This window comes from Paenarthrobacter sp. CCNWLY172 (assembly GCF_037402035.1).
GTDB lineage: Bacteria > Actinomycetota > Actinomycetes > Actinomycetales > Micrococcaceae > Arthrobacter.
On record NZ_JBBEGB010000001.1, the window covers coordinates 308,038 to 329,743 of the forward strand.

Annotated in this window: 17 protein-coding genes; 12 read left to right on the forward strand and 5 right to left on the reverse strand. The window is 62.5% G+C overall.

Translation table 11 applies throughout. The features are described from left to right. The first annotated feature begins 21 nt into the window (after positions 1-21). The 9 genes from WBN73_RS01345 to WBN73_RS01385 all read left to right on the forward strand — a co-directional run bounded on the left by WBN73_RS01345 (position 22) and on the right by WBN73_RS01385 (position 9,664). Positions 22-1,764, forward strand: coding sequence for a nitrite/sulfite reductase (locus tag WBN73_RS01345; RefSeq protein ID WP_337339288.1), 1,743 nt, complete (start codon positions 22-24; stop codon positions 1,762-1,764). Beyond that, positions 1,761-2,513 carry a phosphoadenylyl-sulfate reductase gene (locus WBN73_RS01350; RefSeq protein WP_207594352.1) on the forward strand — a complete coding sequence of 251 codons (753 nt, stop codon included), beginning with the start codon at positions 1,761-1,763 and terminating at the stop codon, positions 2,511-2,513. The genes WBN73_RS01345 and WBN73_RS01350 overlap by 4 nt, the downstream gene beginning before the upstream one ends. After that, a complete protein-coding gene (gene cysD, locus WBN73_RS01355) occupies positions 2,510-3,517 on the forward strand; it encodes a sulfate adenylyltransferase subunit CysD (protein ID WP_337339289.1) in 1,008 nt (335 codons plus the stop codon). Before WBN73_RS01350 ends, cysD begins: the two co-directional genes overlap by 4 nt. Then, entirely contained in the window at positions 3,518-4,921 is a 1,404-nt protein-coding gene (locus WBN73_RS01360; protein ID WP_089595925.1) for a sulfate adenylyltransferase subunit 1, read from the forward strand. A 99-nt stretch (positions 4,922-5,020) separates the two neighbouring features. Beyond that, on the forward strand, positions 5,021-5,974 hold the full coding sequence (gene mmuM / locus WBN73_RS01365) for a homocysteine S-methyltransferase (protein ID WP_337339290.1): 954 nt from the start codon (positions 5,021-5,023) through the stop codon (positions 5,972-5,974). A 156-nt stretch (positions 5,975-6,130) separates the two neighbouring features. Beyond that, positions 6,131-7,282, forward strand: coding sequence for an ABC transporter substrate-binding protein (locus tag WBN73_RS01370; RefSeq protein ID WP_207594349.1), 1,152 nt, complete (start codon positions 6,131-6,133; stop codon positions 7,280-7,282). Between the two features lie 97 nt (positions 7,283-7,379). Beyond that, positions 7,380-8,111: an ABC transporter ATP-binding protein gene (locus WBN73_RS01375; protein WP_207594348.1), complete on the forward strand. Its 732-nt coding sequence runs from the start codon at positions 7,380-7,382 to the stop codon at positions 8,109-8,111. Then, entirely contained in the window at positions 8,101-9,045 is a 945-nt protein-coding gene (locus tag WBN73_RS01380; RefSeq protein ID WP_207594347.1) for an ABC transporter permease, read from the forward strand. Before WBN73_RS01375 ends, WBN73_RS01380 begins: the two co-directional genes overlap by 11 nt. A gap of 97 nt (positions 9,046-9,142) precedes the next feature. After that, the gene (locus WBN73_RS01385; protein ID WP_337339291.1) at positions 9,143-9,664 is read left to right on the forward strand and encodes a hypothetical protein; all 522 of its coding nucleotides are present in this window, start codon (positions 9,143-9,145) and stop codon (positions 9,662-9,664) included. A gap of 126 nt (positions 9,665-9,790) precedes the next feature. Here WBN73_RS01385 and WBN73_RS01390 read toward each other — a convergent pair whose 3' ends face one another. Further along, positions 9,791-10,408 (reverse strand): DUF305 domain-containing protein, encoded by a 618-nt coding sequence (locus WBN73_RS01390; protein ID WP_337339292.1) that lies wholly within the window; start codon positions 10,406-10,408, stop codon positions 9,791-9,793. Between the two features lie 693 nt (positions 10,409-11,101). On the opposite strand from WBN73_RS01390, the gene WBN73_RS01395 reads away from it, so the two are divergent. Continuing rightward, positions 11,102-11,659: a dihydrofolate reductase family protein gene (locus WBN73_RS01395; protein ID WP_172322583.1), complete on the forward strand. Its 558-nt coding sequence runs from the start codon at positions 11,102-11,104 to the stop codon at positions 11,657-11,659. A 243-nt stretch (positions 11,660-11,902) separates the two neighbouring features. On the opposite strand, the gene WBN73_RS01400 is transcribed toward WBN73_RS01395, so the two are convergent. Together WBN73_RS01400 and WBN73_RS01405 are read right to left on the reverse strand one after the other, a co-directional pair. Further along, positions 11,903-12,427, reverse strand: a complete 525-nt coding sequence (locus WBN73_RS01400; protein WP_207594343.1) for a hypothetical protein — start codon at positions 12,425-12,427, stop codon at positions 11,903-11,905. Beyond that, the gene (locus tag WBN73_RS01405; protein ID WP_337339293.1) at positions 12,424-14,343 is read right to left on the reverse strand and encodes a hypothetical protein; all 1,920 of its coding nucleotides are present in this window, start codon (positions 14,341-14,343) and stop codon (positions 12,424-12,426) included. The genes WBN73_RS01400 and WBN73_RS01405 overlap by 4 nt, the downstream gene beginning before the upstream one ends. 143 nt (positions 14,344-14,486) lie before the next feature. On the opposite strand from WBN73_RS01405, the gene WBN73_RS01410 reads away from it, so the two are divergent. After that, complete coding sequence (locus tag WBN73_RS01410; RefSeq protein ID WP_337339294.1) at positions 14,487-15,524, forward strand: LLM class flavin-dependent oxidoreductase; 1,038 nt, start codon at positions 14,487-14,489, stop codon at positions 15,522-15,524. Here the strand turns inward: WBN73_RS01410 and WBN73_RS01415 are convergent. Both WBN73_RS01415 and WBN73_RS01420 read right to left on the reverse strand, forming a co-directional pair. Then, positions 15,521-18,238, reverse strand: a complete 2,718-nt coding sequence (locus WBN73_RS01415; protein WP_337339295.1) for an aminotransferase class I/II-fold pyridoxal phosphate-dependent enzyme — start codon at positions 18,236-18,238, stop codon at positions 15,521-15,523. The two genes, WBN73_RS01410 and WBN73_RS01415, sit on opposite strands and share 4 nt — an antisense overlap. 28 nt (positions 18,239-18,266) lie before the next feature. Continuing rightward, positions 18,267-19,745: an amino acid permease gene (locus WBN73_RS01420; protein WP_443193235.1), complete on the reverse strand. Its 1,479-nt coding sequence runs from the start codon at positions 19,743-19,745 to the stop codon at positions 18,267-18,269. A gap of 341 nt (positions 19,746-20,086) precedes the next feature. Between WBN73_RS01420 and WBN73_RS01425 the strand changes: the two genes are divergently transcribed. Then, positions 20,087-21,703 carry a PucR family transcriptional regulator gene (locus WBN73_RS01425; protein ID WP_280623322.1) on the forward strand — a complete coding sequence of 539 codons (1,617 nt, stop codon included), beginning with the start codon at positions 20,087-20,089 and terminating at the stop codon, positions 21,701-21,703. The last annotated feature ends 3 nt before the right edge of the window (positions 21,704-21,706 follow it).

Here is a 21,706-nt window from a genome sequence, read left to right on the forward strand (position 1 = left end):
GGCCAGACCTACAGTCGATGTATGACAGATACAGCTGTAGCCGGTGCGTCCTCGGACACCGCAGTTCCCTCGCGTCCGGCGCGCACCCGCCCTGCCGCCAAGCCCCACGGCCAGTGGAAGGTTGACGGCACCGCGCCACTGAACGCCAATGAAACCTGGAAGCAGGAAGACAACGGACTGAACGTCCGTGAGCGCATCGAGTCTGTCTACTCCAAAAAGGGCTTCGATTCGATCGACGGAACGGACCTTCACGGCCGCTTCCGTTGGTGGGGCCTCTACACCCAGCGCAAGCCCGGGATCGACGGCGGCAAGACGGCAACGCTTGAGCCGCACGAGCTCGAAGACAAGTACTTCATGCTCCGCGTGCGAATCGACGGCGGTGCGCTGACCACCGAACAGCTGCGCGTCATCGGACAGATTTCCGTGGACTTCGCCCGCGGCTCTGCCGACCTGACGGACCGCCAGAACATCCAGCTGCACTGGATCCGCGTTGAAGACGTGCCGGAGATCTGGCGCCGCCTCGAGGGCATCGGGCTGTCCACCACCGAGGCTTGCGGCGACGTTCCCCGCGTTATTCTTGGTTCCCCGGTTGCGGGCATCGCCAAAGACGAGATCATCGACCCCACGCCGCTGATCCACGAGCTCGCCGAACGCTTCATCGGCGACCCCGAGCTGGCCAACCTGCCGCGCAAATACAAGACCGCCATCACGGGCCACCCGTCCCAGGACGTGGTGCACGAGATCAACGACTTCGCTTTGGTGGGAGTTGTCCACCCCGAACTCGGCGCCGGCTACGACCTCTGGGTTGGCGGCGGCCTCTCCACCAACCCCCGCCTGGCCGAACGCCTCGGTGTGTTCGTCTCGGCCGACGTCGCCGCTGAAGTGTGGCTGGGCGTCACCAGCATCTTCCGCGACTACGGTTACCGCCGCATGCGTACCAAGGCCCGACTGAAGTTCCTCATGAACGACTGGGGTCCGGCCAAGTTCCGCCAGATCCTGGAAGACGAATACCTCGGCTTCAAGCTTCCGGACGGCCCCGCCGCTCCCAAGCCCACCGCTCCGGGTGACCACATCGGCGTCCACGAGCAGAAGGACGGCAAGTTCTTCATCGGCGTCACCCCGACTGTGGGCCGCACCTCCGGCGAGGCCTTGGTTCAGTTGGCTGACACTCTGGAGAAGCACGGCAGCTACCGCCTGCGCACTACGCCGCACCAGAAGCTTGTCATCCTGGACGTCGCCAAGGACCAGGTGGAACCCCTGATCGCCGAACTCGACACCCTGGGCCTCTCCGCCCGGCCGTCCGTGTTCCGCCGCGGCACCATTGCCTGCACAGGCATTGAATTCTGCAAGCTGGCCATCGTGGAAACCAAGGTCACGGCCGCTACGGCCATCGCCGAGTTGGAACGCCGCCTGGCCGACCTCGTGGAGACCAAGCAGCTGCCGTCGGCACTGTCCCTCCACATCAATGGCTGCCCCAACTCCTGCGCACGCATCCAGACGGCCGATATCGGCCTGAAGGGCATGATGCTGCCAACGCCCGACGGCGACCCCACCCCTGGTTTCCAGGTCCACCTCGGTGGCGGGTTGGCCAACAATGAGCGCGAGGAAGCCGGTCTGGGACGTACGGTCCGCGGCCTCAAGGTCACCGTGGAAGACTTGCCCGACTACGTGGAGCGTGTGGTCCGTAAGTTCGTCGCCGTTGGCGCCGAGGGCCAGACCTTCGCTGAGTGGGCACACTCCGCCGATGAAGGAGATCTCCAATGACAGATCCCGTCACCATCACCAACCTCGCCGCTGCGGCAGCCCGGCCGGCACTGCGTTCCCATGAAGAGCTCAAGGCACTTGCTGAGGCCGGGGCCGCCGAGCTCGGCTGGAACGCCTCCGCCACCGAAGCCATCGCCTGGGTGGCCCGCAACTTTGAGCTGCCCACCGTCACGGTGGCCTGCTCCATGGCCGACGCCGTCCTTCCGGCTTTGGTCGCGGACCAGCTTCCCGGCGTCGACGTCTTGTTCCTGGAGACCGGCTACCACTTCAAGGAAACGTACGACACCCGTAACGAAGTTGCCGCGAATCTGCGCGTCAACGTGGTGGACGTCCTCCCGGAAACCACCGTGGAACAGCAGGACCGACTGCTCGGCAAGGACCTGTTCGCCCGCGACCCTGCGCAGTGCTGCGCCCTCCGCAAGGTCCAGCCGCTGCGCCGCTCACTGGCCGGCTACGAGGTGTGGTTCACCGGTGTCCGTCGCGACGAGGGCCCCACACGTACCAACACACCGGTTGTCACCTGGGATGAGGGCTTCGGCTTGGTCAAGGTGAACCCGATGGTCGACTGGACCTTCGACCAGCTGATCGAGTACTCCGAGGACAACATCCTTCCCGTCAACCCCCTCCTGAGCCAGGGCTACCCGTCCATCGGCTGCCAGCCCTGCACCCGCCAGGTTGCCCCGGGTGAAGACCCCCGCGCCGGCCGCTGGGCAGGTTCCGACAAGACAGAATGCGGACTACACACATGAGCACCCAAACAACCAGCGAGGACCTCGAGTTGAACCAGTTGCAGAGCGAGGCTGAGGGGTCCGCCGCGGCGTGGCGGGCATCGCGAAGCGGGCACGGCGGACCCTCAGCCGAGCGTTTGAGCAGCCTGGACACCCTCGAGTCCGAAGCCATTCACATCATCCGTGAGGTCGTCGCCGAGTTCGAGAAGCCTGCGCTGCTGTTCTCCGGCGGCAAGGACTCCGTGGTCATGCTGCACCTGGCCACGAAGGCGTTCTGGCCGGGCAAGGTTCCCTTCCCGGTCCTGCACGTGGACACAGGCCACAACTTCCCGGAGGTCATCGACTTCCGGGACCGCACTGTTGAGCGTCTTGGCCTGAAGCTTGTGGTGGGCTCGGTCCAGGAGTTCATAGACCGCGGCGAACTGGCTGAGCGTGCCGATGGCACCCGCAACCCGCTGCAGACCGTTCCGCTGTTGGACGCGATCCAGCGCAACAAGTTCGACGCCGTGTTCGGCGGCGGCCGCCGCGACGAGGACAAGGCCCGCGCCAAGGAGCGCATCCTGAGCCTCCGCGACGAATTTGGCCAGTGGGATCCGCGCAACCAGCGTCCTGAACTGTGGAACCTGTACAACGGCCGCCACACGGTGGGCCAGCACGTCCGTGCGTTCCCCATCAGCAACTGGACCGAGCTGGACATCTGGCGCTACATCGAGCGCGAGAACATCGAGCTCCCCAGCCTCTACTACGCCCACGAGCGCGAAGTCTTCGCCCGCGACGGCATGTGGCGCGCGGTGGGCGAAGTCTCCCAGCCGCTGCCCAACGAGGAAGTCATCACCAAACTGGTGCGCTACCGCACGGTGGGAGACATGTCCTGCACAGGTGCTGTGGAATCCGATGCGCGCACCGTGGCCGACGTCGTTGTTGAAGTCGCTGCCTCCACCCTGACCGAACGTGGCGCCACCCGAGCAGATGACCGCATCTCCGAGGCAGCCATGGAAGACCGCAAGAAGGACGGCTACTTCTAAATGAGCACCGAAACACTGGCAGCCGGGTTGGAAACAGCCTTGCCCACAACACTCTTCCGTTTCGCCACTGCCGGCTCGGTGGACGACGGCAAGTCCACTCTGGTGGGTCGCCTCCTTCACGATTCCAAGGCGATTCTTGCTGACACGCTCGACGCCGTTGCCCGCACCTCTGCGGACCGTGGCTTCGGAGGCGAAAAGGGCGGGATCGACCTCGCCCTCCTGACCGACGGCCTGCGTGCTGAGCGCGAGCAGGGCATCACCATCGATGTCGCTTACCGCTACTTCGCCACCGATCGCCGCAGCTTCATCCTGGCGGACTGCCCCGGCCACGTTCAGTACACCAAGAACACGGTGACCGGCGCGTCCACTGCGGATGCCGTCGTCGTACTGATTGACGCCCGCAAGGGTGTGCTGGAGCAGACCCGTCGTCACCTGTCCGTTCTGCAGCTGCTGCGCGTTGCCCACGTGATTGTGGCCGTGAACAAGATTGACCTGGTGGAGTTCAGCGAGCAGGTGTTCCGCGACATCGAGACCGATGTGCAGAAGGTTGCCCGCGAGCTCGGACTGGGTTCCGATGGTGTTGCTGACTTGCTGGTGGTTCCTGTGTCCGCCCTTGATGGCGATAACGTGGTGGACCGCTCCGAGCGCACCCCTTGGTACACCGGTCCTGCGCTGTTGGAGGTCCTTGAAACCCTCCCGGCCGCTGACGAGCTCGAGGCCGAACTGGAGAGCTTCCGCTTTCCTGTTCAGCTGGTGATCCGTCCGCAGGGTGCCTTGGCTCCGGATGCTGTTGCTGCCGGGCTCGATGTGGAGGCGTACCGCGATTACCGTGCCTACGCCGGCCAGATCACCGAGGGGTCGGTCAAGGTTGGCGACGAAGTGAGTGTCATCAGCCCGGGCCACGAACCGCGCACCACCACGGTGATCGGCATCGACTTCGCCGGCCAGTCGTTGGACGAGGCCGCAGCACCGCAGTCGGTGGCTGTTCGCCTGGCTGACGAGATCGACATCGCCCGTGGCGACACCATCGCCGCTGCCGGTACGGTCCGCGAAAGCACTGCAGACCTGTATGCGTCGTTGGCTTGGCTCTCGCCGAAGCCGCTCCGTGAGGGCCAGAAGGTCCTGGTGAAGCACGGTACGCGCACGGTCCAGGCACTGGTCCGGAACGTCACCGGCAAGCTGGACCTCGCCACGTTCAACGTTGAGCCGGCGACCAACCTGGAACTTAACGACATCGGACACGCACAGCTCCGGCTCTCTGCTCCGTTGCCGTTGGAGAACTACCTGCACCACCGCCGCACTGGCGCTTTCCTGGTGATCGACCCCATCGACGGCAACACCCTTGCCGCCGGTTTGGTGAAGGACCACCCGGGCGACCACGAAGACGAACGTTACGTCATCTAGGGTCACACGTAGTCACAAAACCGCAGCTTGTTCGCGACTCCTCACGTTGTACGGCGGGAATTTCGGACAAGCTGCGGTTTTCTTTTTGGGGAAGGACCCATGCCACAGAACACCACGCTCAGCACTCTCCTCAACGCCGGCAAGGACTTGGTCCTGGACGGTGCGTTAGCCACGGAATTGGAGGCCCACGGCTGCGACCTGGAAGACGCGTTGTGGTCTGCCAAGGTCCTGCTGGAGAAGCCGCATCTGATCAAGCAAGTCCACCGCGACTACTTCGACGCCGGTGCCTCCGTGGCCATCACGGCCAGCTATCAGGCCACTCCGCAGGGTTTTGCGCGGCGCGGGTTGTCCGTGGAGGAGTCATTGGAGTTGGTGGCGTTGAGCGTCCGGCTGGCCGATGAAGCACGTCGGGAAACTTTGGCGGAAGGTTCCGCGAGAGGGCCGCTTCTGGTTGCTGGATCCGTGGGCCCCTACGGCGCCTACCTTGCCGATGGCTCCGAGTACCGCGGTGATTACACGCTTTCTGCCGCGGAATTCCGGGATTTCCACCGCCCGCGTATTGCGGCGCTGGTGGAAGCCGGGGCTGATTTCCTGGCGTGCGAGACGCTGCCGTCGTTCGCCGAAGCGGAGGCGCTGTTGGCGCTCGTGGCAGAGTTCGACGTCGAATCCTGGTTTACGTTTACGCTGCGGGACAGCGGCCACATCAGTGACGGAACGCCCCTTGCGGACGTCGCGGCGCTGCTGCGCGCGGAACCGCGGGTGGCCGCCGTCGGAGTTAATTGTGTGCCGCTGGAACTGGTGACGGACGCGCTGGGCACTCTGCAAGAGACCTCCGACAAGCCGTTGGTGGCGTACCCGAATTCCGGTGAAACGTACGATGCCGTGACCAAAACGTGGGGTCCGTCGGAGGGCGTTCAGGGCACCGGAACCCTGGCCGGCAAGGCAGCTGTTTGGCAGGACCGTGGTGCCCATCTCATAGGTGGCTGCTGCCGCACAACTCCGCGCGACATTGAAGCCCTCGCGGCGAATATGACGCCACGTGAACCTGCGTGAACCTTGATTTCTACGGGATTGAAGCCGAAATATGACAGTCCCTACTGTGAAGGCATGACCTCTCCGGAATGGTCCTTGCTTGCCCTCGACGGGCGATGTCACGGGGCCTGATCTTCGCCCCCACTTCGCATCCCACATTCATAAGGACCCACCCTCATGTCGAACACCCCCGAGTCACAGAAACCCGATTCCGGCACCACCCGCATCGTCGCCGGTGAGACCGCGCCCAAACCCAAACGTCGTCGCACTGTGGAGATCGCGCTGGCCGTGGGCCTGGTGCTGCTGATCGGTGCAGGCGCCGCGGTTGCTTCCGCTGTTTCGCAGAACAACCAGGCCGCGCCGGCACCCACCACGTCCCCGGCTGCTGAGCTGAAGCTCGGCTACTTCAGCAACGTCACGCACGGCCCGGCGCTGGTAGGCACCAGCAAGGGCCTGATCGCCAAGGAGCTCGGCGATACCAAGCTGAGCACGCAGGTCTTCAATGCCGGCCCCGCAGCGATCGAAGCCTTGAACGCCGGCGCCATCGACGCCACGTACATCGGCCCGAACCCGGCCATCAACTCCTTCGTCAAGAGCAAGGGCGAGTCCATCAGCATCATCGCCGGTGCAGCATCGGGCGGCGCCCAGCTGGTGGTCAAGCCGGAGATCAACTCCGCGGCCGACCTCAAGGGCAAGATCCTCAGCTCCCCACAGCTCGGTGGAACCCAGGACGTGGCCCTCCGCGCCTGGCTGGGCGATCAAGGTTTCAAGACCAACACTGATGGCAGCGGCGACGTCAACATCAACCCGACCGAAAACGCCCAGTCGCTGAAGCTCTTCCAGGACGGAAAGCTCGACGGCGCGTGGTTGCCTGAGCCGTGGGCCTCCCGCCTGGTGCTCGAAGCCGGGGCGAAGGTGCTGGTTGATGAGAAGGACCTGTGGGAAAACGGTGACTTCACCACCACCATCCTGATCGTGAACAAGAAGTTCGCCGCCGAACACCCCGAGACCGTAAAGGCTCTCCTGAAGGGTCACGTTGAATCCGTGAACTGGCTCAACTCGGCTTCTGCTGAGGAGAAGGCAACCACCATCAACGCGGTTCTCAAGGACACGGCAGGCAAGCCGCTTCCGGCCAACGTGATTGAACGCGCTCTGCAGAACATCAAGTTCACCACCGACCCGCTGGCCGGAACGTACAACAAGCTGCTGGAAGACGGTGTGAAAGCCGGAACCACCCAGCAGGCTGACATCAACGGCATCTTCGATCTCCGCACCTTGAACGAGGTTGAAGGCAAGAAGACCTCAGCTGCAGGTCTTGGCCAGGACTAAGCAGTAACGGGCTGGTCCGCTTCCCCTCTCATCGGGCGGGGAAGCGGGCCGGCTTTTGGCCGCATCAGCTTTACCAATCAACACGAAGGACGGGACCATGCCAGTCGTACTCGAGAACCTGGGCAAGCGCTTCGGCGACGGCGCCCCGGTGCTGGACGACGTCAACGCCACCATCGCTCAAGGCGAGTTCGTCGCCCTCCTCGGTGCGTCCGGCTGCGGTAAGTCCACCTTGCTGAACATCATGGCGGGACTGGAACCGCCGACGTCGGGCGCTCTTGAAGTACCCAGCGACGGCGCTGCCTTCATGTTCCAGGACGCGGCCCTGTTCCCGTGGCTGACGGCACGCGGCAACATTGAGTTGGCGTTGCAGCTGGCTGACAAGTCCAGCACCAAGGCGAGCCGGCGCGAACGCGCTACCGAACTGTTGGAACTGGTCCACCTTGGTGGCGCCGGCGACAAGCGCCCGCACGAATTGTCCGGCGGCATGAGGCAGCGCGTTGCGTTGGCCCGTTCACTGGCCCAGGACCGGCAGTTGCTGCTGATGGACGAGCCGTTTGCAGCCCTTGATGCGATCACCCGCGATCTTCTGCACGACGAGCTTGAGCGGATCTGGAAGGAAACGGGCCGGACCATCGTGTTCGTCACCCATAACGTGCGCGAAGCTGTTCGTCTGGGTCAGCGCGTGCTGCTGCTGTCCTCACGTCCCGGCCGTGTGGTGGCCGAATGGGATGTCACCGAGGAACACCGTACCGATGCCGGCCGTGCCGGGGAGCTGACCGGTGTCATTACCCGCCGTCTTCGCGAGGAGATCCGCCGCCATGCCAAGTAACCCCATCACCACCGAAGAGCGGACCCTTCCCGTGACAGATTCCAAAGAGCACATCACTTCGCCGTCGCTGAAGGGCAACGCCTCGGAACTCAGGGACCTCGAAGCCGGTCTGGACAACCTCCAGTCCGACAGTGGGCGCAAGGCCGGCATCGAATGGAAGCGCGTGCTGCTGCCCGTCGCTGCACTTGTGGTGCTTATCCTCGCGTGGCAGTTCTATGTCTCCCTTGGATTCAAACGGCGCGACCTCGTTCCCGGGCCCCTTGACGTCCTCACCCAGTTCGTGACGATGTGGGGCGAGGGCAAAGTCCAGGAAGCTGTGTGGACCTCGCTGCAGCGTGGTGTGATTGGGTTCCTGATCTCCGTGGTCATCGCTACTCCCGTGGGTCTGATTCTGGCTCAGGTAGCTCCCTTGCGCCGTGCGTTCGGGCCGCTGATTTCCGGGCTGCAGGTGCTCCCTTCCGTGGCGTGGGTTCCTGCCGCGATCATATGGTTCGGCCTGACCGACGCCACCGTCTACTTCGTGGTGTTCATGGGCGCTATTCCGTCCATCATCAACGGGCTGATCTCCGGAGTGGACCAGATCCCGCCGCAGTACCGCAGTGTGGGCACCGTCCTTGGCGCAAACCGGCTCCAGATGGCCTTGCAGATTGTTCTTCCCGCCGCGCTTCCGGGCTACATCGGCGGTTTGAAGCAGGGCTGGGCTTTCTCGTGGCGCTCACTCATGGCCGCGGAAATCATCGCAGTGGGCGGCACCATCGGCTTCGGGCTGGGCTCACTGCTGGATCAGGGCCGACTGCTCTCCGACATGACAATTGTGATGTCCGCGATCCTGCTGATCCTGTTCGTAGGCATCCTGATCGAGCTCCTGGTGTTCGGGCCGATCGAGAAGCGACTGCTGCAGCGCCGGGGCTTGCTGGCGGGCAGCAGCCGCTAACCGGTTCTGGTTTCGACCCGGACGAAATGCTACGTTGCCACCAGCCTTTGCATGTGGGGGAGGCGATTCCCGGGAGTCGTGTGAAGGGTGGCAGGTCATGACCAGGCAGCAAAGAATCACGATGGTTGCGGTAGTTGCATTGCTTGCCGTGACGTCGTGTGCAGCGCCAGCCCCGCAGCCGGATGCGGAAGCGAAGGCCGCTGTCCAGGCCCTCATTGAGCGGGCGATCGACCGCAGGAACCATCAAGTTGTCACAGGGTTCTCCTCCACCAAGGAGGAGATCAGTCAGGATTTTGTGCCGGACGCAGTCGAGCGTATTGAGCTGGAGTACGGACAGCTCCACCAACGCAGGGACGCGATTGCTCCCCATGGCGTCCTTTTGACGGACAGCGGCTCGGAGATCACCATCAAGAAATTCACCATCACCGATGCCGGCGCCAACATAGAGATTTCGGAGCAGACACAGCTGGAACACGGTCCGGTGAACGGCGTGCAAGGCCCCGGCGAAGGCTACGTCTACGACCAAAAAGTTGAACTGGCAAAATCCGGGGAAGGCTGGAAGATCGTCCAGTATCTCCCCTCTCAGGCCGGGCAAGCCTTACCCGACGACAATTGTTGATCCAGACACGCTTTAGGCGCTCGGCACTTCGCGTCGGCCGCTGCATAACAGTCGACTTCCGGACGGCGCGCAAAGGCTCGACGGCGACCTCCCGCCGTCGAGCCCTTGCGTCACCAGACGGTGAGGTTAGAGTCCGGTCAGTAGATCCCGCATTTCCCGAATCTCTGCTTCCTGCGCCGTGACGATGTCCTTGCCTAGCTGGACAGCCTCCGGGTTCTTGCCCTGGGCTATCTCGGTTTTGGCCATGGTCACAGCACCTTCGTGATGCGCGATCATCTGCGTGAGGAAGAGCTTGGCCGCTTCAACACCCTGGGCATCCCTAAGCTTCTGCAGGTCCGCCTCGCTCAGCATGCCGTCCATGCCGTGGCCGCCATGCCCCGAGGATCCCATGACAGGCACGTTCCAGCTGTTCAGCCAGCCCGTCATCTTCTCTATTTCGGGTGCCTGCGCGTCTTTGATCTTCACGGCCAAGTCGGTAATCGAGGCGGGGATGTCAGCCTTTGCCAGCATGACGTCGGACATCTCCACCGCTTGGGAGTGATGGGGGATCATCATCTGGGCGAACATGGTGTCTGCGGCGTTGTGCCCGGCGTCGCTGCTGTTCGCAGAGGGGCTGATGGAGGTGCCGGAACTTCCATGGTCCATGCCCGGCATGGAACCGGAGCCGGGGTTGGAAGCGCAACCAGCCAGGGCAAGCAGAGCTGCGAGAGCCGCTCCGGTCACAGTGAAGTGAGTTCTGTTCATGAGTAAAAGTCCTTTGCATTTCGGGCGGCGTTGATAGTCAGTCGCCCGGTGGTGAGCAGGTGGTGAATGGATGTGCGGTCCCGGCTGTTACCGGACCACCCAGTGCTCACGTGCGGCTGATGCAGAGTTGCCCGGGTGTCGGACCGTGGGGTTGGTAGGACCAGGACGGAAAGATGGTGGGCAGTTCCCACGATGCAGGGGTGACTTCGCCTGTCGTGCCGGGTGGGGGAGCGCTCAGAGAAGCTGATGTGAGGGATGGGATGCAACCGGCAGCCTGAGTGCAGGAGCAGCTTCCAAATTCCGTGCCGTGATCGTCGTCAGCCGAGGCACCGCTCACCTCATGAGAAGGGCCGTGCGCGTGGTGGGATGAGGAGGTGCTCACTACAGGTGATGCCGCATGAGACGCATGCGTTCCCCCTGCCCCATGCGGACCGCTGATGATGTGCATTCCGAATATGCCTGCAATGACGGCCGTTACCAGAAGTAGAAGCAACGCCCGCACGAGGGAGGCGGCAAGAGCTTGAAGGGACAGCAGTTTGCTCACGATGCTTCACCACCTTCGTCTACTTCCGATGCTGACAGTATACCCCGGTAGGGTATAAATGAGCGATTCATTTTCTGCTGGCGCTGCCTGCCCTTGGCATTCCTCCGTTGTCCGCTGCGCCATTGCGATTCGCGGCCTAGAATCGTCGAATGGGCCTTCTAACGTTCAGCATCAACGTCACGCTCGATGGTTGCGTGGACCATCAGGAGGGCATCGCCGACGACGAGACGCACGCCCACTTCACGCGTCTCCTGGATCAGAGCGGCGCAATGCTCTGGGGCCGGACTACCTACGAAATGATGGAGGTTTACTGGCCCTTGGTTGCCCGCGGCGAAGTAGAAGCGCCGCCAGCCCTACGCGAGTGGGCGATCACCTTGGAGGGAAAACCCAAGTACGTCGTTTCCACAACGCGGAGCGACTTCCCCTGGACCAACAGTCATCGGCTGGTTGGCCAACTGGGTACGGCCGTTCAGGAGCTTAAGGACAGGACTCCCAAAGGGGTGCTTGTTGGCAGCGGGAAACTAGCAACAGAGTTGGACCGATTGGGCCTGATCGACGAGTACAAATTCCTCATCCACCCCATGATCACAGGCCACGGACCCACCCTTTACCAAGGCGGACTGCCCAGCACCCGGCATCTTGAGCTGATCTCAGCAGAGCCGCTCAGTAACGGAGCGGTGGCGATGCATTATCGCCGGGCTGAATGAGGAATGTGCAGGCAACATGACAACACCAACCATCCCCATGAACTCCGGTTTTAGAAATCTCCACCGGGATATATGCCCTCGGGCAATGTGAAGCACGGCGAGCCCGATCGAACCTGCCGCGAGCAACAACGCCATGGCACCGCGACGCGCCCTCATCGAGCCACAATGCCAAGCCTGTCTTTGAGTACTTGCTTGCTTGTCTTCGCTTGTGGAGGCGATGAGGTTCTGGTTGCTCATGAGGATCTAGAAATCCCCACCCGGGTAGATGCCCTCGGGCAAAGTGAAGCAAGGCGAACCTGATGCAATGCGAATGACGCCGGGATCGTCCTCCCTGATGAGATACATTTCCGAGGTGGCCGGATCGCTTATCTCAACACGAAAGGTGCCTTGTATGGTCCGGTCGCTTGAGACCTCAAAACGATGATCCGTGTAGTGTGCCCGAGCAGCCGTCTCAAGTTCTTTCACGACAGATTCAGCTTCGCTTCCCTGAGTCAGCGTGATCGAAGTCGAACCGTTCCAGTTGTGTTCGGTATTGCTGCAGGATAGGAGAACGCCCGTCTCTTTCTGGACTATGGAAGTAATCTTGTCCTTTGGGATCAAGGCCGCGATCTCCAGCGCTTCCTTTTCCGTGCTTGCTTTAGCTTCCTGCCACCTCACTTGCGTAACCACGTTATGTTCCTCTCTTGGAATGTCCGAAGTTGCGCAGCTTGAGACGCCACCAATGGTCACGATCGCGGCGATGTAGGCTGCAAAGTTGGAAATTTTCATCGTTTCAACACCTCAGACACTTCATCCAAAACCCTCCGGTTGTCCTTGCTGTTTGAGGCGATGAGGTTGTGGTTTTCCATGAGGATGTTCCCTTCTTCGACGGTGTTAATCGCCCTAAGTTGGTCGTCGTGGGGGCCGCGGTAATAGTGCTGTTCGAACTCATCCCGATGAATGGGGTTATTTCCATCCCACACCACCCCTCTCTTCGTGATGAGGTTGGGAACTCCCTGACCATGGACGAGCAGATCATAGTAGTACAGGTTCGAGTATTCCGTGGTTGGCTGTGGTTTCCAGTCCGGGAGCATTCCGGCCCCGGCGAGGGATATTACTTTGTCATATCGGGCTCCGGCGACTTCGGAGCTGGTGAGGTTCGCCAGGCCCCAGCTGTGTCCGATGCCGGTTTGTTCGGCACCGTTCAGGTAGGGGTCAGTGCGCATCCCGGTCTCGAAACCTGCCAGTTGCTGCCCCGAGGTGCGTGCGAGTTTCTCATCGTTCGCCTCACCAATTCTCGCCAGGTTGGGGCCGCCGGCGGTGTCCGCCTCTCCGGGGAACCGCCCATCCTTGTAGACGAAAGCCACCGTCCCCGGCACGTTGCTATTGAGGTATTTCGAGACCTGCTGTACGCCGCCTTCGTAGAAGATGTTCAGTCCGGTGAACGTTCCCGGGACGTAGGTGATCACATGCCGTGTGTTGGGGTCTGGGGTGCCGATCATTTGCACAATCCGGGACTGGTCCCGGTCATAGAGGTAAAGCCGTACGTCCCCGGCTTCCACCTGCTTCAGGTAGGCCACCTCATTTTCCAGCATCTTTGTTCGGTTCGGGTCGTGGTGTGCTTGCCCGATCCCCGACAGCTTCCGGGCTGTTTCCAGGTCTTTCTCCGCCGCACGGAGCAGGCTTGGCGAGTTCAACCGGTTGGCCCGGACCCTGGCCAGTGCGGGCATCCCGTCCAAAGCGCCGAACATGGCCGGAGCCGCAGCCAGCAGGAGCTCCTGCACCTGCGTGAGCCCGGACTCGTTCGCTGCAGGGTGGGCTCCCGCGTTCATGCCCGCCCACCAAGTCCCGATCTTCGATGGGTCCAAGCCTTGCAGGGTCTGCTGCCATCCGGGCATTGTGGCCAACGCTTTGACGTCAGCCTCCGTCGCAGTGGACAAGTAGCTCAGCAGAGCCACACCCGATAAGGACATCGGCACCGTGGCAAGCACCAGAAGGCCGTTCGATACCGTTACCTGTCCGACGTCTCCGCTGCCACCGGCAGCGCGGAACGTCGAAGCGATGTCGGAAAGCCGGGTCGCGTCCTGATGGTTGTCTTCCAAGAACCGTCGCAGCCCGCCACGGACAGCGTCGAGATCAGAGTGCACCCAGGAGCACTTGTCCTCGAACTCGGACCCAGCTGCACTGACTCTGTCAGCCGCACCCCGGTCTGAGCCGTCCTGGATCCTGAAGGTTGACACTGCGGATTCCAAGGTGTCCGGATCAGCGGAACTCGCCCCAGCAGTGCTTCCACTCGCCCAGACACGCAACCCCTGCCGCACAGTGTTCACGCTCACCACCGGACGGTCAGTCTCCTCCATTGACGGGCGCGGCTCCACATTCACTCCAACACCGCCGCCAGCACGCACCCAGCCGGAGGCAAGCACCCACTCCGTCACGTCATCCAAGCGACGCTGCTCAACCTCCGCGGCGCTCTTCGCATCCTGGACCTGACGGGCAACATCTTCCAACATATGGACCAGCTCCGAACGGGCCGCCCGTTCAGCGGCAACGTTCTCCCGGAAACAGTCAGCGAACACGCCCCGGAATTCCGTAAGAGCAGCAGTCGAGATCGATTCCCGTCCGCCGCGTTGATCCTGCAGCGTACGCGCTGCGTCTCGACCTGCACCGATCAGACGATCGGCAACCCCCGTGTCGAAATTCATTTTACTCCATCGAATAGATAAACCCCCGACGGCTCCACTATACCTAATGCGCTCGACGATTCCTGAATCACTTTCAGAAGGCGCTGAGCGGTGGGCGAGCGGCTCCGTGGAATTCTCCGGGCCCCCGCGGAGTTGTCCCGAACATGCACAACAAACGGATCGGTTTCCTCTCCTTCGGTCACTGGGCCCGCGTCCCGGGTTCCCTCGTGCCAACGGCTGGGGAGGCCCTGAAACAGGGCATCGAACTCGCTGTGGCCGCTGAGGAACTGGGCATCGACGGGGCCTTCTTCCGAGTGCACCACTTCGCCCGGCAGCAAGCATCGCCCTTTCCACTGCTGAGCGCTATTGCGGCACGGACCAGCCGGATCGAAATGGGCACCGGCGTGATCGACATGAGATACGAAAACAGCCTCTACATGGCCGAGGAAGCAGCAGCCACAGACCTCATCAGTGATGGGCGGTTGCAGCTCGGAGTGAGCCGTGGTTCACCCGAACCCGCACGGAACGGAGCAGCGAACTTCGGCTACGTCCCCGAGGACGGTGAGGACGGTGGCGACATGGCCCGCCGCCACACTGCATTGTTCCGCAAAGCCATCGCCGGGCACGGGGTGGCCGAAGCGGACCCCCATTACGCCGGCGGGGCCACAGGTCTGCTGCCCATCCAACCCCAGTCACCCGGCCTCCCGCAGCGGATCTGGTGGGGCGCCGGAACCCGCAAGACGGCCGTGTGGGCAGCAGAGCAAGGCATGAACCTCATGAGCTCAACCCTCCTCACTGAGGACACGGGAGTGCCTTTCGATGAACTGCAAGCCGAGCAGATCCGAATGTTCCGCGAAGCTTGGGCCGCCGCAGGGCACGACTTTGAACCAAGGATTTCCGTCAGCCGCAGCGTCATCCCCATCGTGGACGACGTCGACAACCACTACTTCGGTCTGCGTGCCCAAGCGGACAGCCAGGACCAGGTGGGAATTCTCGACGGCGCCTTGTCCCGCTTCGGGAAAAGCTACATCGGCGAGCCGGATCAACTGGCGGACGAACTGGCGAAGGACGCAGCAGTGCAAGCAGCCGACACGGTCCTGCTCACAGTGCCCAACCAGCTTGGCGTCGACTACAACGCCAAGCTGCTGGGCAACGTCGCCAAGCACGTCGCCCCTGCTTTCGGTTGGAGCGCCAAAGTCTAGGACGCCACCGCCACCAGCTCGAGAACAGAAGACGAAGCAGGCTCCGCGAACACCCGGTACCCCCGTTCGTGGTCGAACCCATGGATTTCACGCGTATCCAAAGCAGCCATGAATTCGAGGGTCTGCCGGGTGACCACCTGTCCAGGGACCAGGATGGGGAACCCGGGCGGATAGGGCGTAACGAACCCTGCCGAGACCACTTCCTGTCCCTTGGCCACCGCCGCAGCCACCTCAGCCGCGGACAGGTACACCGTGGAATCGGGTTTGTAACTCTCAAAGTAGGCGGCCCGGATATCACCGTCCTCGCAGGAATCATCCCTACGGAAGCGCGCGGCGAAGGTGCTGAAGTCCGGGAGCGGGGGAGTCGGGCGGGGAGCGTCGGACGAGGCAGGTAGCGTCCGAGCCCGCGCCGAAGGATGCGGGTTCTCAAAGCCTTCAGCGAGTTTCACCAGGACCTCGATCAGGTACGCCACGGAGCTTCGGGACGTGCCGATGTTGGTCATGAACAGCACAGTGTTCCGTGACGTCTTGTTCACCTGGATGCCGTGATCGTCCATGAGGTAGCTGTGGCGGAAAGTGTCGCCGTCGATCCCTGTTTTGCTGATGTCCAGCGTGAGGCGGCTGGGATCGATGACGAACTCGTCCCGCTGCCAGGCGTCCTCCAGCTCCGACAGCCCATCCCGCAGCGGCATGCTGGAGCCGGTTTCCCTATAGCGCGGACCGATGAGGTCCCGCGAGGTCAGCACACGGAAGTACTTCTTCAGCAGGGGATGCCGGGCCACGGCTTGGGCCACGGATACGGCAAGGTCGGATTGCCGTTGCACCAGGCCGAAACCTTCCAGTTCCACCTGTCGTCTGCCAATGTCCAGGGAAGCCAGAATTTGGTAGTTGGGGGAGGTGGACGTGTGGGTCATGTACGCCTCGCGGAAGGACTCCCGGTTGGAGTCGGCGAAGTCTTGGTCATACACGTGGATCATGGAACCCTGCCGCAACGAGGTCAACGTTTTGTGGGTTGACTGCGTTGCGTAGACCCGGAGGCGTGCCTTGGCAGGATCCGGAATCAGCCTGGTGTTGAGCCAGGCTTCGTCATCAACGGGTTCGCCGGTGACCGGGTCATGAAGGGCGGCGGCCTGTTCCGCGTACCGGGTGGCGTAGGCAGGATCGCTGAAGGAAGCTTCCAGGGCGGCTGCTGCCGCCATGCCGGTTCGACGGCGGTACACCGGATGGGAGCGGGCGAAGGCAAACCACGCCTCATCCCATAGGAAGACGAGATCCGGTTTGATGGCCAGGCATTCCTCCATGACCCTTTCGACGTCGTACACAACGCCGTCAAAGGTGCAGTTGGTGAGGGTCACCATTTTCACCTCGTGGAGCCGGCCCGCCCGGCGATACTCAAGCAGCCTGCGCTTCAGGCTGGCCAGCGGGACAGCACCATAAAAGGCGTACTTGTCCAGGGGATAGGCATCCAAGTAGGACACACTGGCACCGGCAAGCACAAAGGCGTAGTGGTGCGATTTGTGGCAGTTGCGGTCCACCAGCACAACATCGCCCGGGGCAAGCAGGGACTGGTGCACGATCTTGTTGGCCGTGGATGTGCCGTTGGTGACAAAGTAGGTTCGTTGCGCCCCAAAGGCCCGGGCGGCGAGTTCCTGTGCGCGTTTGATGGACCCGTGCGGATCCAGCAAAGAGTCCAGACCGCCCGAGGTGGCGGACGTTTCGGCCAACAGCAGGTTTGTCCCGTAAAAATCGGCCATGTCCCGGATCCACGGTGACGTTCCTACAGACGCACCCCGGGAAATCGGCAGGGCGTGGAAGACGCTGGCCGGGCGGCGGCTGTAGTCCTGCAGCGCCGTGAAGAACGGTGTTTCGTAGCGTTCGGCCACGCCGGACAGCAGTGACAGATGCAGGTCCAGATGATCCTGTCGCCGGAAAATCCGCCGGAACTTCCTGGTGAGGGATCCCGCCAGGGACTCGATGGAAACCCCTGCCACCAAGTAGACGTCCAGTTCCGGCCGCAGCCCGGAAATTGCATCGGCCAGCGCAAGGATCCGTCTGATGGGTCGCGAGTCCTGCAAGTCAGCCGAGGTATGCCGGGCCAGGAACCGCTGGAGGTCGCTGCCCAACAGATGGGAGCTGCGGAGGGAAAAGCCCGGGCGAAGAACAACGGACTGGATATCGGGGTTTAGCATGATGGCCACCAAGGCATCCTCATAGCTGGGAACCACGTTGACCGTGTACGTGAACGCATCCGAAGGACGGCGCTGCGCAGCCATGGTGTTCTTGAGCGCCTCGGCTTCTTCGGGCTCCATGGTGTCCACCACCAGGACCTCAAAGCGTGGCCGCTCCGCCGGCTCGGGCTGGTCAACAGCTTCCTCGTCCGGGAGCTCAGCGCGCGGCACCGCAGCTGTTTCCCCGGCAGAGGCGAGCGGGAGGTGGGACAAACCGCCCAGAAGCTGGAGCGCGGCCTGGGGTTCGCCGTCGTCGATTAATTGGCGCAACTGGGCCACGGCGTTGACTCCAGGCTCGGCCCAATAGGGTTCCACCGCCGCCAGGAGGGCAAAAGTCCGGTCGATCTGGGACAGCAAACCAGACTCCTGGTGTCGGGCCGAAGCGAGCTGCCTGAGGGCGTATCCCAAAAACTCCCACGCATCGGCACGGGACCGCCAGGCCCTGCTGGGGGTGCCGATTCTGGGGGACGGGGAAGGGTTGCTCATGTGTTTCACTTTCAAACTGAAAAGGGGTCTAGGACATCAGGGCTGTGCGGATGCGGCCGCGATACGCGTACCAGCCGGCGATCAGCAGCGGAGCCAACACCAGCAACGAGGTCAGCACCCAGCGACCTGTTTCCGAGAACCCCATCGTGACCAAGACAAAGGCCAGGAACCCGAGCGTGAGGTAGGAGGTAAAAGGCGCTCCGAACAGCCGGAAGGCCGGGCGTACCACCTTGCCGCTGCGTACCCATCGCTGGAGCTTGATGTGGCAGAGCATGATGGTGGCCCAGCCGCCGATGATGCCCACGGCCGAGACTTCGAGCACGATTTCGAAAACCTGTGATGGGACAACGGCGTTCAATCCAACGCCCACCAGGGTGATGACCGCTGTCAGGAGGATGCCACCGTAGGGCACTCCGGACGCGCTGATCCGTCCGGTGAATTGCGGAGCGGAGCCGTTCACAGCCATGGAGCGGAGGATGCGGCCGGTGGAATAGAGACCGGCGTTGAGGCTGGAGAGCGCGGCGGTGAGGACCACGAAGTTCATCACGGACGCGGAGATGGCTCCGGCCTGCGGATCGCCGAGGTGCGAGAAGAAGGTGACAAAGGGGGACTCGCCGGCCTTGTAGGACGTGAAGGGAAGCAGGAGCGAGAGCAGCAGGACGGAGCCCACGTAGAACACCCCGATGCGGATTACTACGGTGTTCACGGCCTTGGGCATCACCTTGTGGGGGTTGGCGGTTTCGCCGGCTGCAGTGCCCACGAGTTCCACGGCGGCATAGGCGAACACCACGCCGCTGATGGCCAGGAGCGGCGCCACGGAGCCCATGGGGAACATGCCGCCGTTCTCAGCGATGACGTTGAAGCCCGGAACGCCAACGTCCGTCCGTCCGCCGAAAACAATGAAGAAGATTCCCACCACGAGGAACGTCACCAAGGCGCCCACCTTGATCATGGCGAACCAGAACTCCATCTCGCCAAAGATCTTCACGGACACCAGGTTCAGGGAGAGCACCACTACCAAAGCGATCAACGCGATCAACCACTGCGGGATGTCGTTGATGGGTGCCCAATATTGGCCCCAGAACTTCACGTACAGGGCAACCGCGGTGACGTCCACTATGGAGGTCATGGCCCAGTTCAGGAAGTAGAGCCAGCCCGCGGTGTAGGCCATTTTCTCGCCGTAGAACTCGCGGGCATAGGAAACGAACGAGCCGGAGGTGGGGCGGTACAGCACCAACTCGCCCAGTGCCCGCAGGATCAGGAACGCGAAGAATCCGCAGACGGCATAAACGAGGACCAACGCAGGTCCGGACCCGTTCAGGCGGCCTCCGGCGCCCATGAAGAGCCCGGTACCGATCGCACCTCCGATGGCGATCATCTGGATCTGCCGGGGCTTAAGGGTTTTCCGGTACCCGGTTTCCTCTTGGGCGAAAGCGTTCGACGACGGACTGGCAGCCAGGTCTATCGGGGAGGGAAGGGTTTGTGTGGACGCAGGGGTGGGTATCACTTCGGGGGTCTCCTTTGACTCCGTTGCCACCACAGGGTGGCTCAATACTCCACAACGTGGGGCTGGCTGCCTCGCAGTTGTGCCTGAAATTGGCCGCGCTGCAGTCAGTCTTTGTGGTGTGTGGGACAGTCACCAACTCTAGGTCGCTGCCGTCACCAACAAATTGGCTGGCGAACCAAATTCAGGGCCCGGCTCTTGTGCCGGGGGGACAACACTGGTGTTCTGAAGGGCCGGTAATGTTTCTCGCTGTGCGTGCCTGCGCACATGTACCGGCGGAGCCCCTCAATGGCGAGGAAGCGTACTGCTGAAGAAACTGATGTGGAGAGGAAGCGATAGCTTCGTTGAAAGCCCTGGAAATTGACGACGACGGAGTCGTCACCGTATTGAGCGACGTCATGGAAGACCTGGGTGTCGGCAACGCCCGGTTGCTGCTGGCCCCGGCAGAGGACAACAGAACCGTTCGCGAAACTGTCATTGTTGATGCTGAAGACGACGACGAGATCCGCCCAGGCGCCCTGGTCATGTTGATCGGTGTTCGCGGGCGTGCGGCGCTCCCTGCACTCCGCCGCATCATGGTGGGCCGCCCCACAGCAGTTGCTGTCAAGGGCAGTGAACGCGAGTTGGAAGCCGCAGCAGAGTTGCTCCAACCGACCGGCATTGGACTGGTGGCTGTTGCCCCGGGGCTCCGCTGGGATAAGTTCGAGAGCATCGCGTTGGACCGGGTCCGTGAGAACGATGTGCCAGGCGAAACCCCCACGTCAGTTCACCGCGACTTGTTCGCGATCGCCCAAACCACGGCCACGCTGACCAATGGCCACGTGGTGATCGAAGATCCGGGCAACAGGGTGCTTGCGTACTCCCCGGCATCCAATGACGTTGACGAGCTCCGCCGGCTGTCCATCCTGGCGAGGCGTGGCCCTGAAAAGTACCAAAAACTCCTGAAGGAATCAGGGGTCTATAAGCACCTGCAGGCCACTGAAGCGCCTGTCCATGTGGAAGCCAACCTTGATGCGGGTCTTCGTGAACGTGTGGCAATCGGCATCCACGCGGGCAGCCGTGTCATGGGATACATCTGGTTGCAGGAAGGTGCTGAACCCTTGGCGGCCAACACAGACCGCATCATGGTGGGTGCGGCCCGGCACGCCGCCATCGAGTTGGTACGCCACCGCAATGAGCAGTCCCAGTCGATGCGCGAGGACCGGGTGTCCAGCCTGCTCAGTGGCACCGCCCAAGTCCATTCGCAGGCCCAATCGGCAGGCATCGATCCGTCGAAACCAGCGGCTTTAGTGCTGATCTCGGCGGGCGGGCTGAGCCAGAGCGCGGCGGGGCTTCAGCTCCGCAGGGGAGAGCTCTCCAAGGTGGCATCAATCCATGCAGCAGCCTACCGGCCAGGCGCGGTGGTAGGGGCCCTCGGAATGGAAACGGCCATCATCCTGCCCGACGTGGATCCACTGAAATCCCTCCCCGCCATCAACCGGCTGGTCAACACCATAGTTCGTGATGCCACCACCCACCTTCATTTCCAGGTGCAGGCAGCAGTTGGTCCCATCGTTCCGCGCCTTGACGCCCTGCACGCCACCCTTGATCACGTGCGCAGCGTCCTCAAAGTCATGGAAGCAACACCGGACGTGCGCGTGGCCTCGTACAGCGACGTGGAAACAACAGTCCTGACCAGGGAATTGTTGGAGCTGCTGGAATCGCGGACCACCCTGCGTCATGCAGGAATTACCCGGCTGTGCAGCCGTTATCCGGAATTCGCGCTGACCCTCCTGACTTATCTGGAGTTCTTTGGCGACGTGAACCGGTGCGCCGAGGAATTGGCTGTCCACCGCAACACCGTTCATTACAGGCTCCGCCGTGCCTGCGAGGTGGCTGGCCTGGACCTGCACTCCGCAGATGAACGCCTGCTGGCACACCTCCAGATCAGGCTCTGGACCTACGCAGGGACCAAGGTCTAGAAA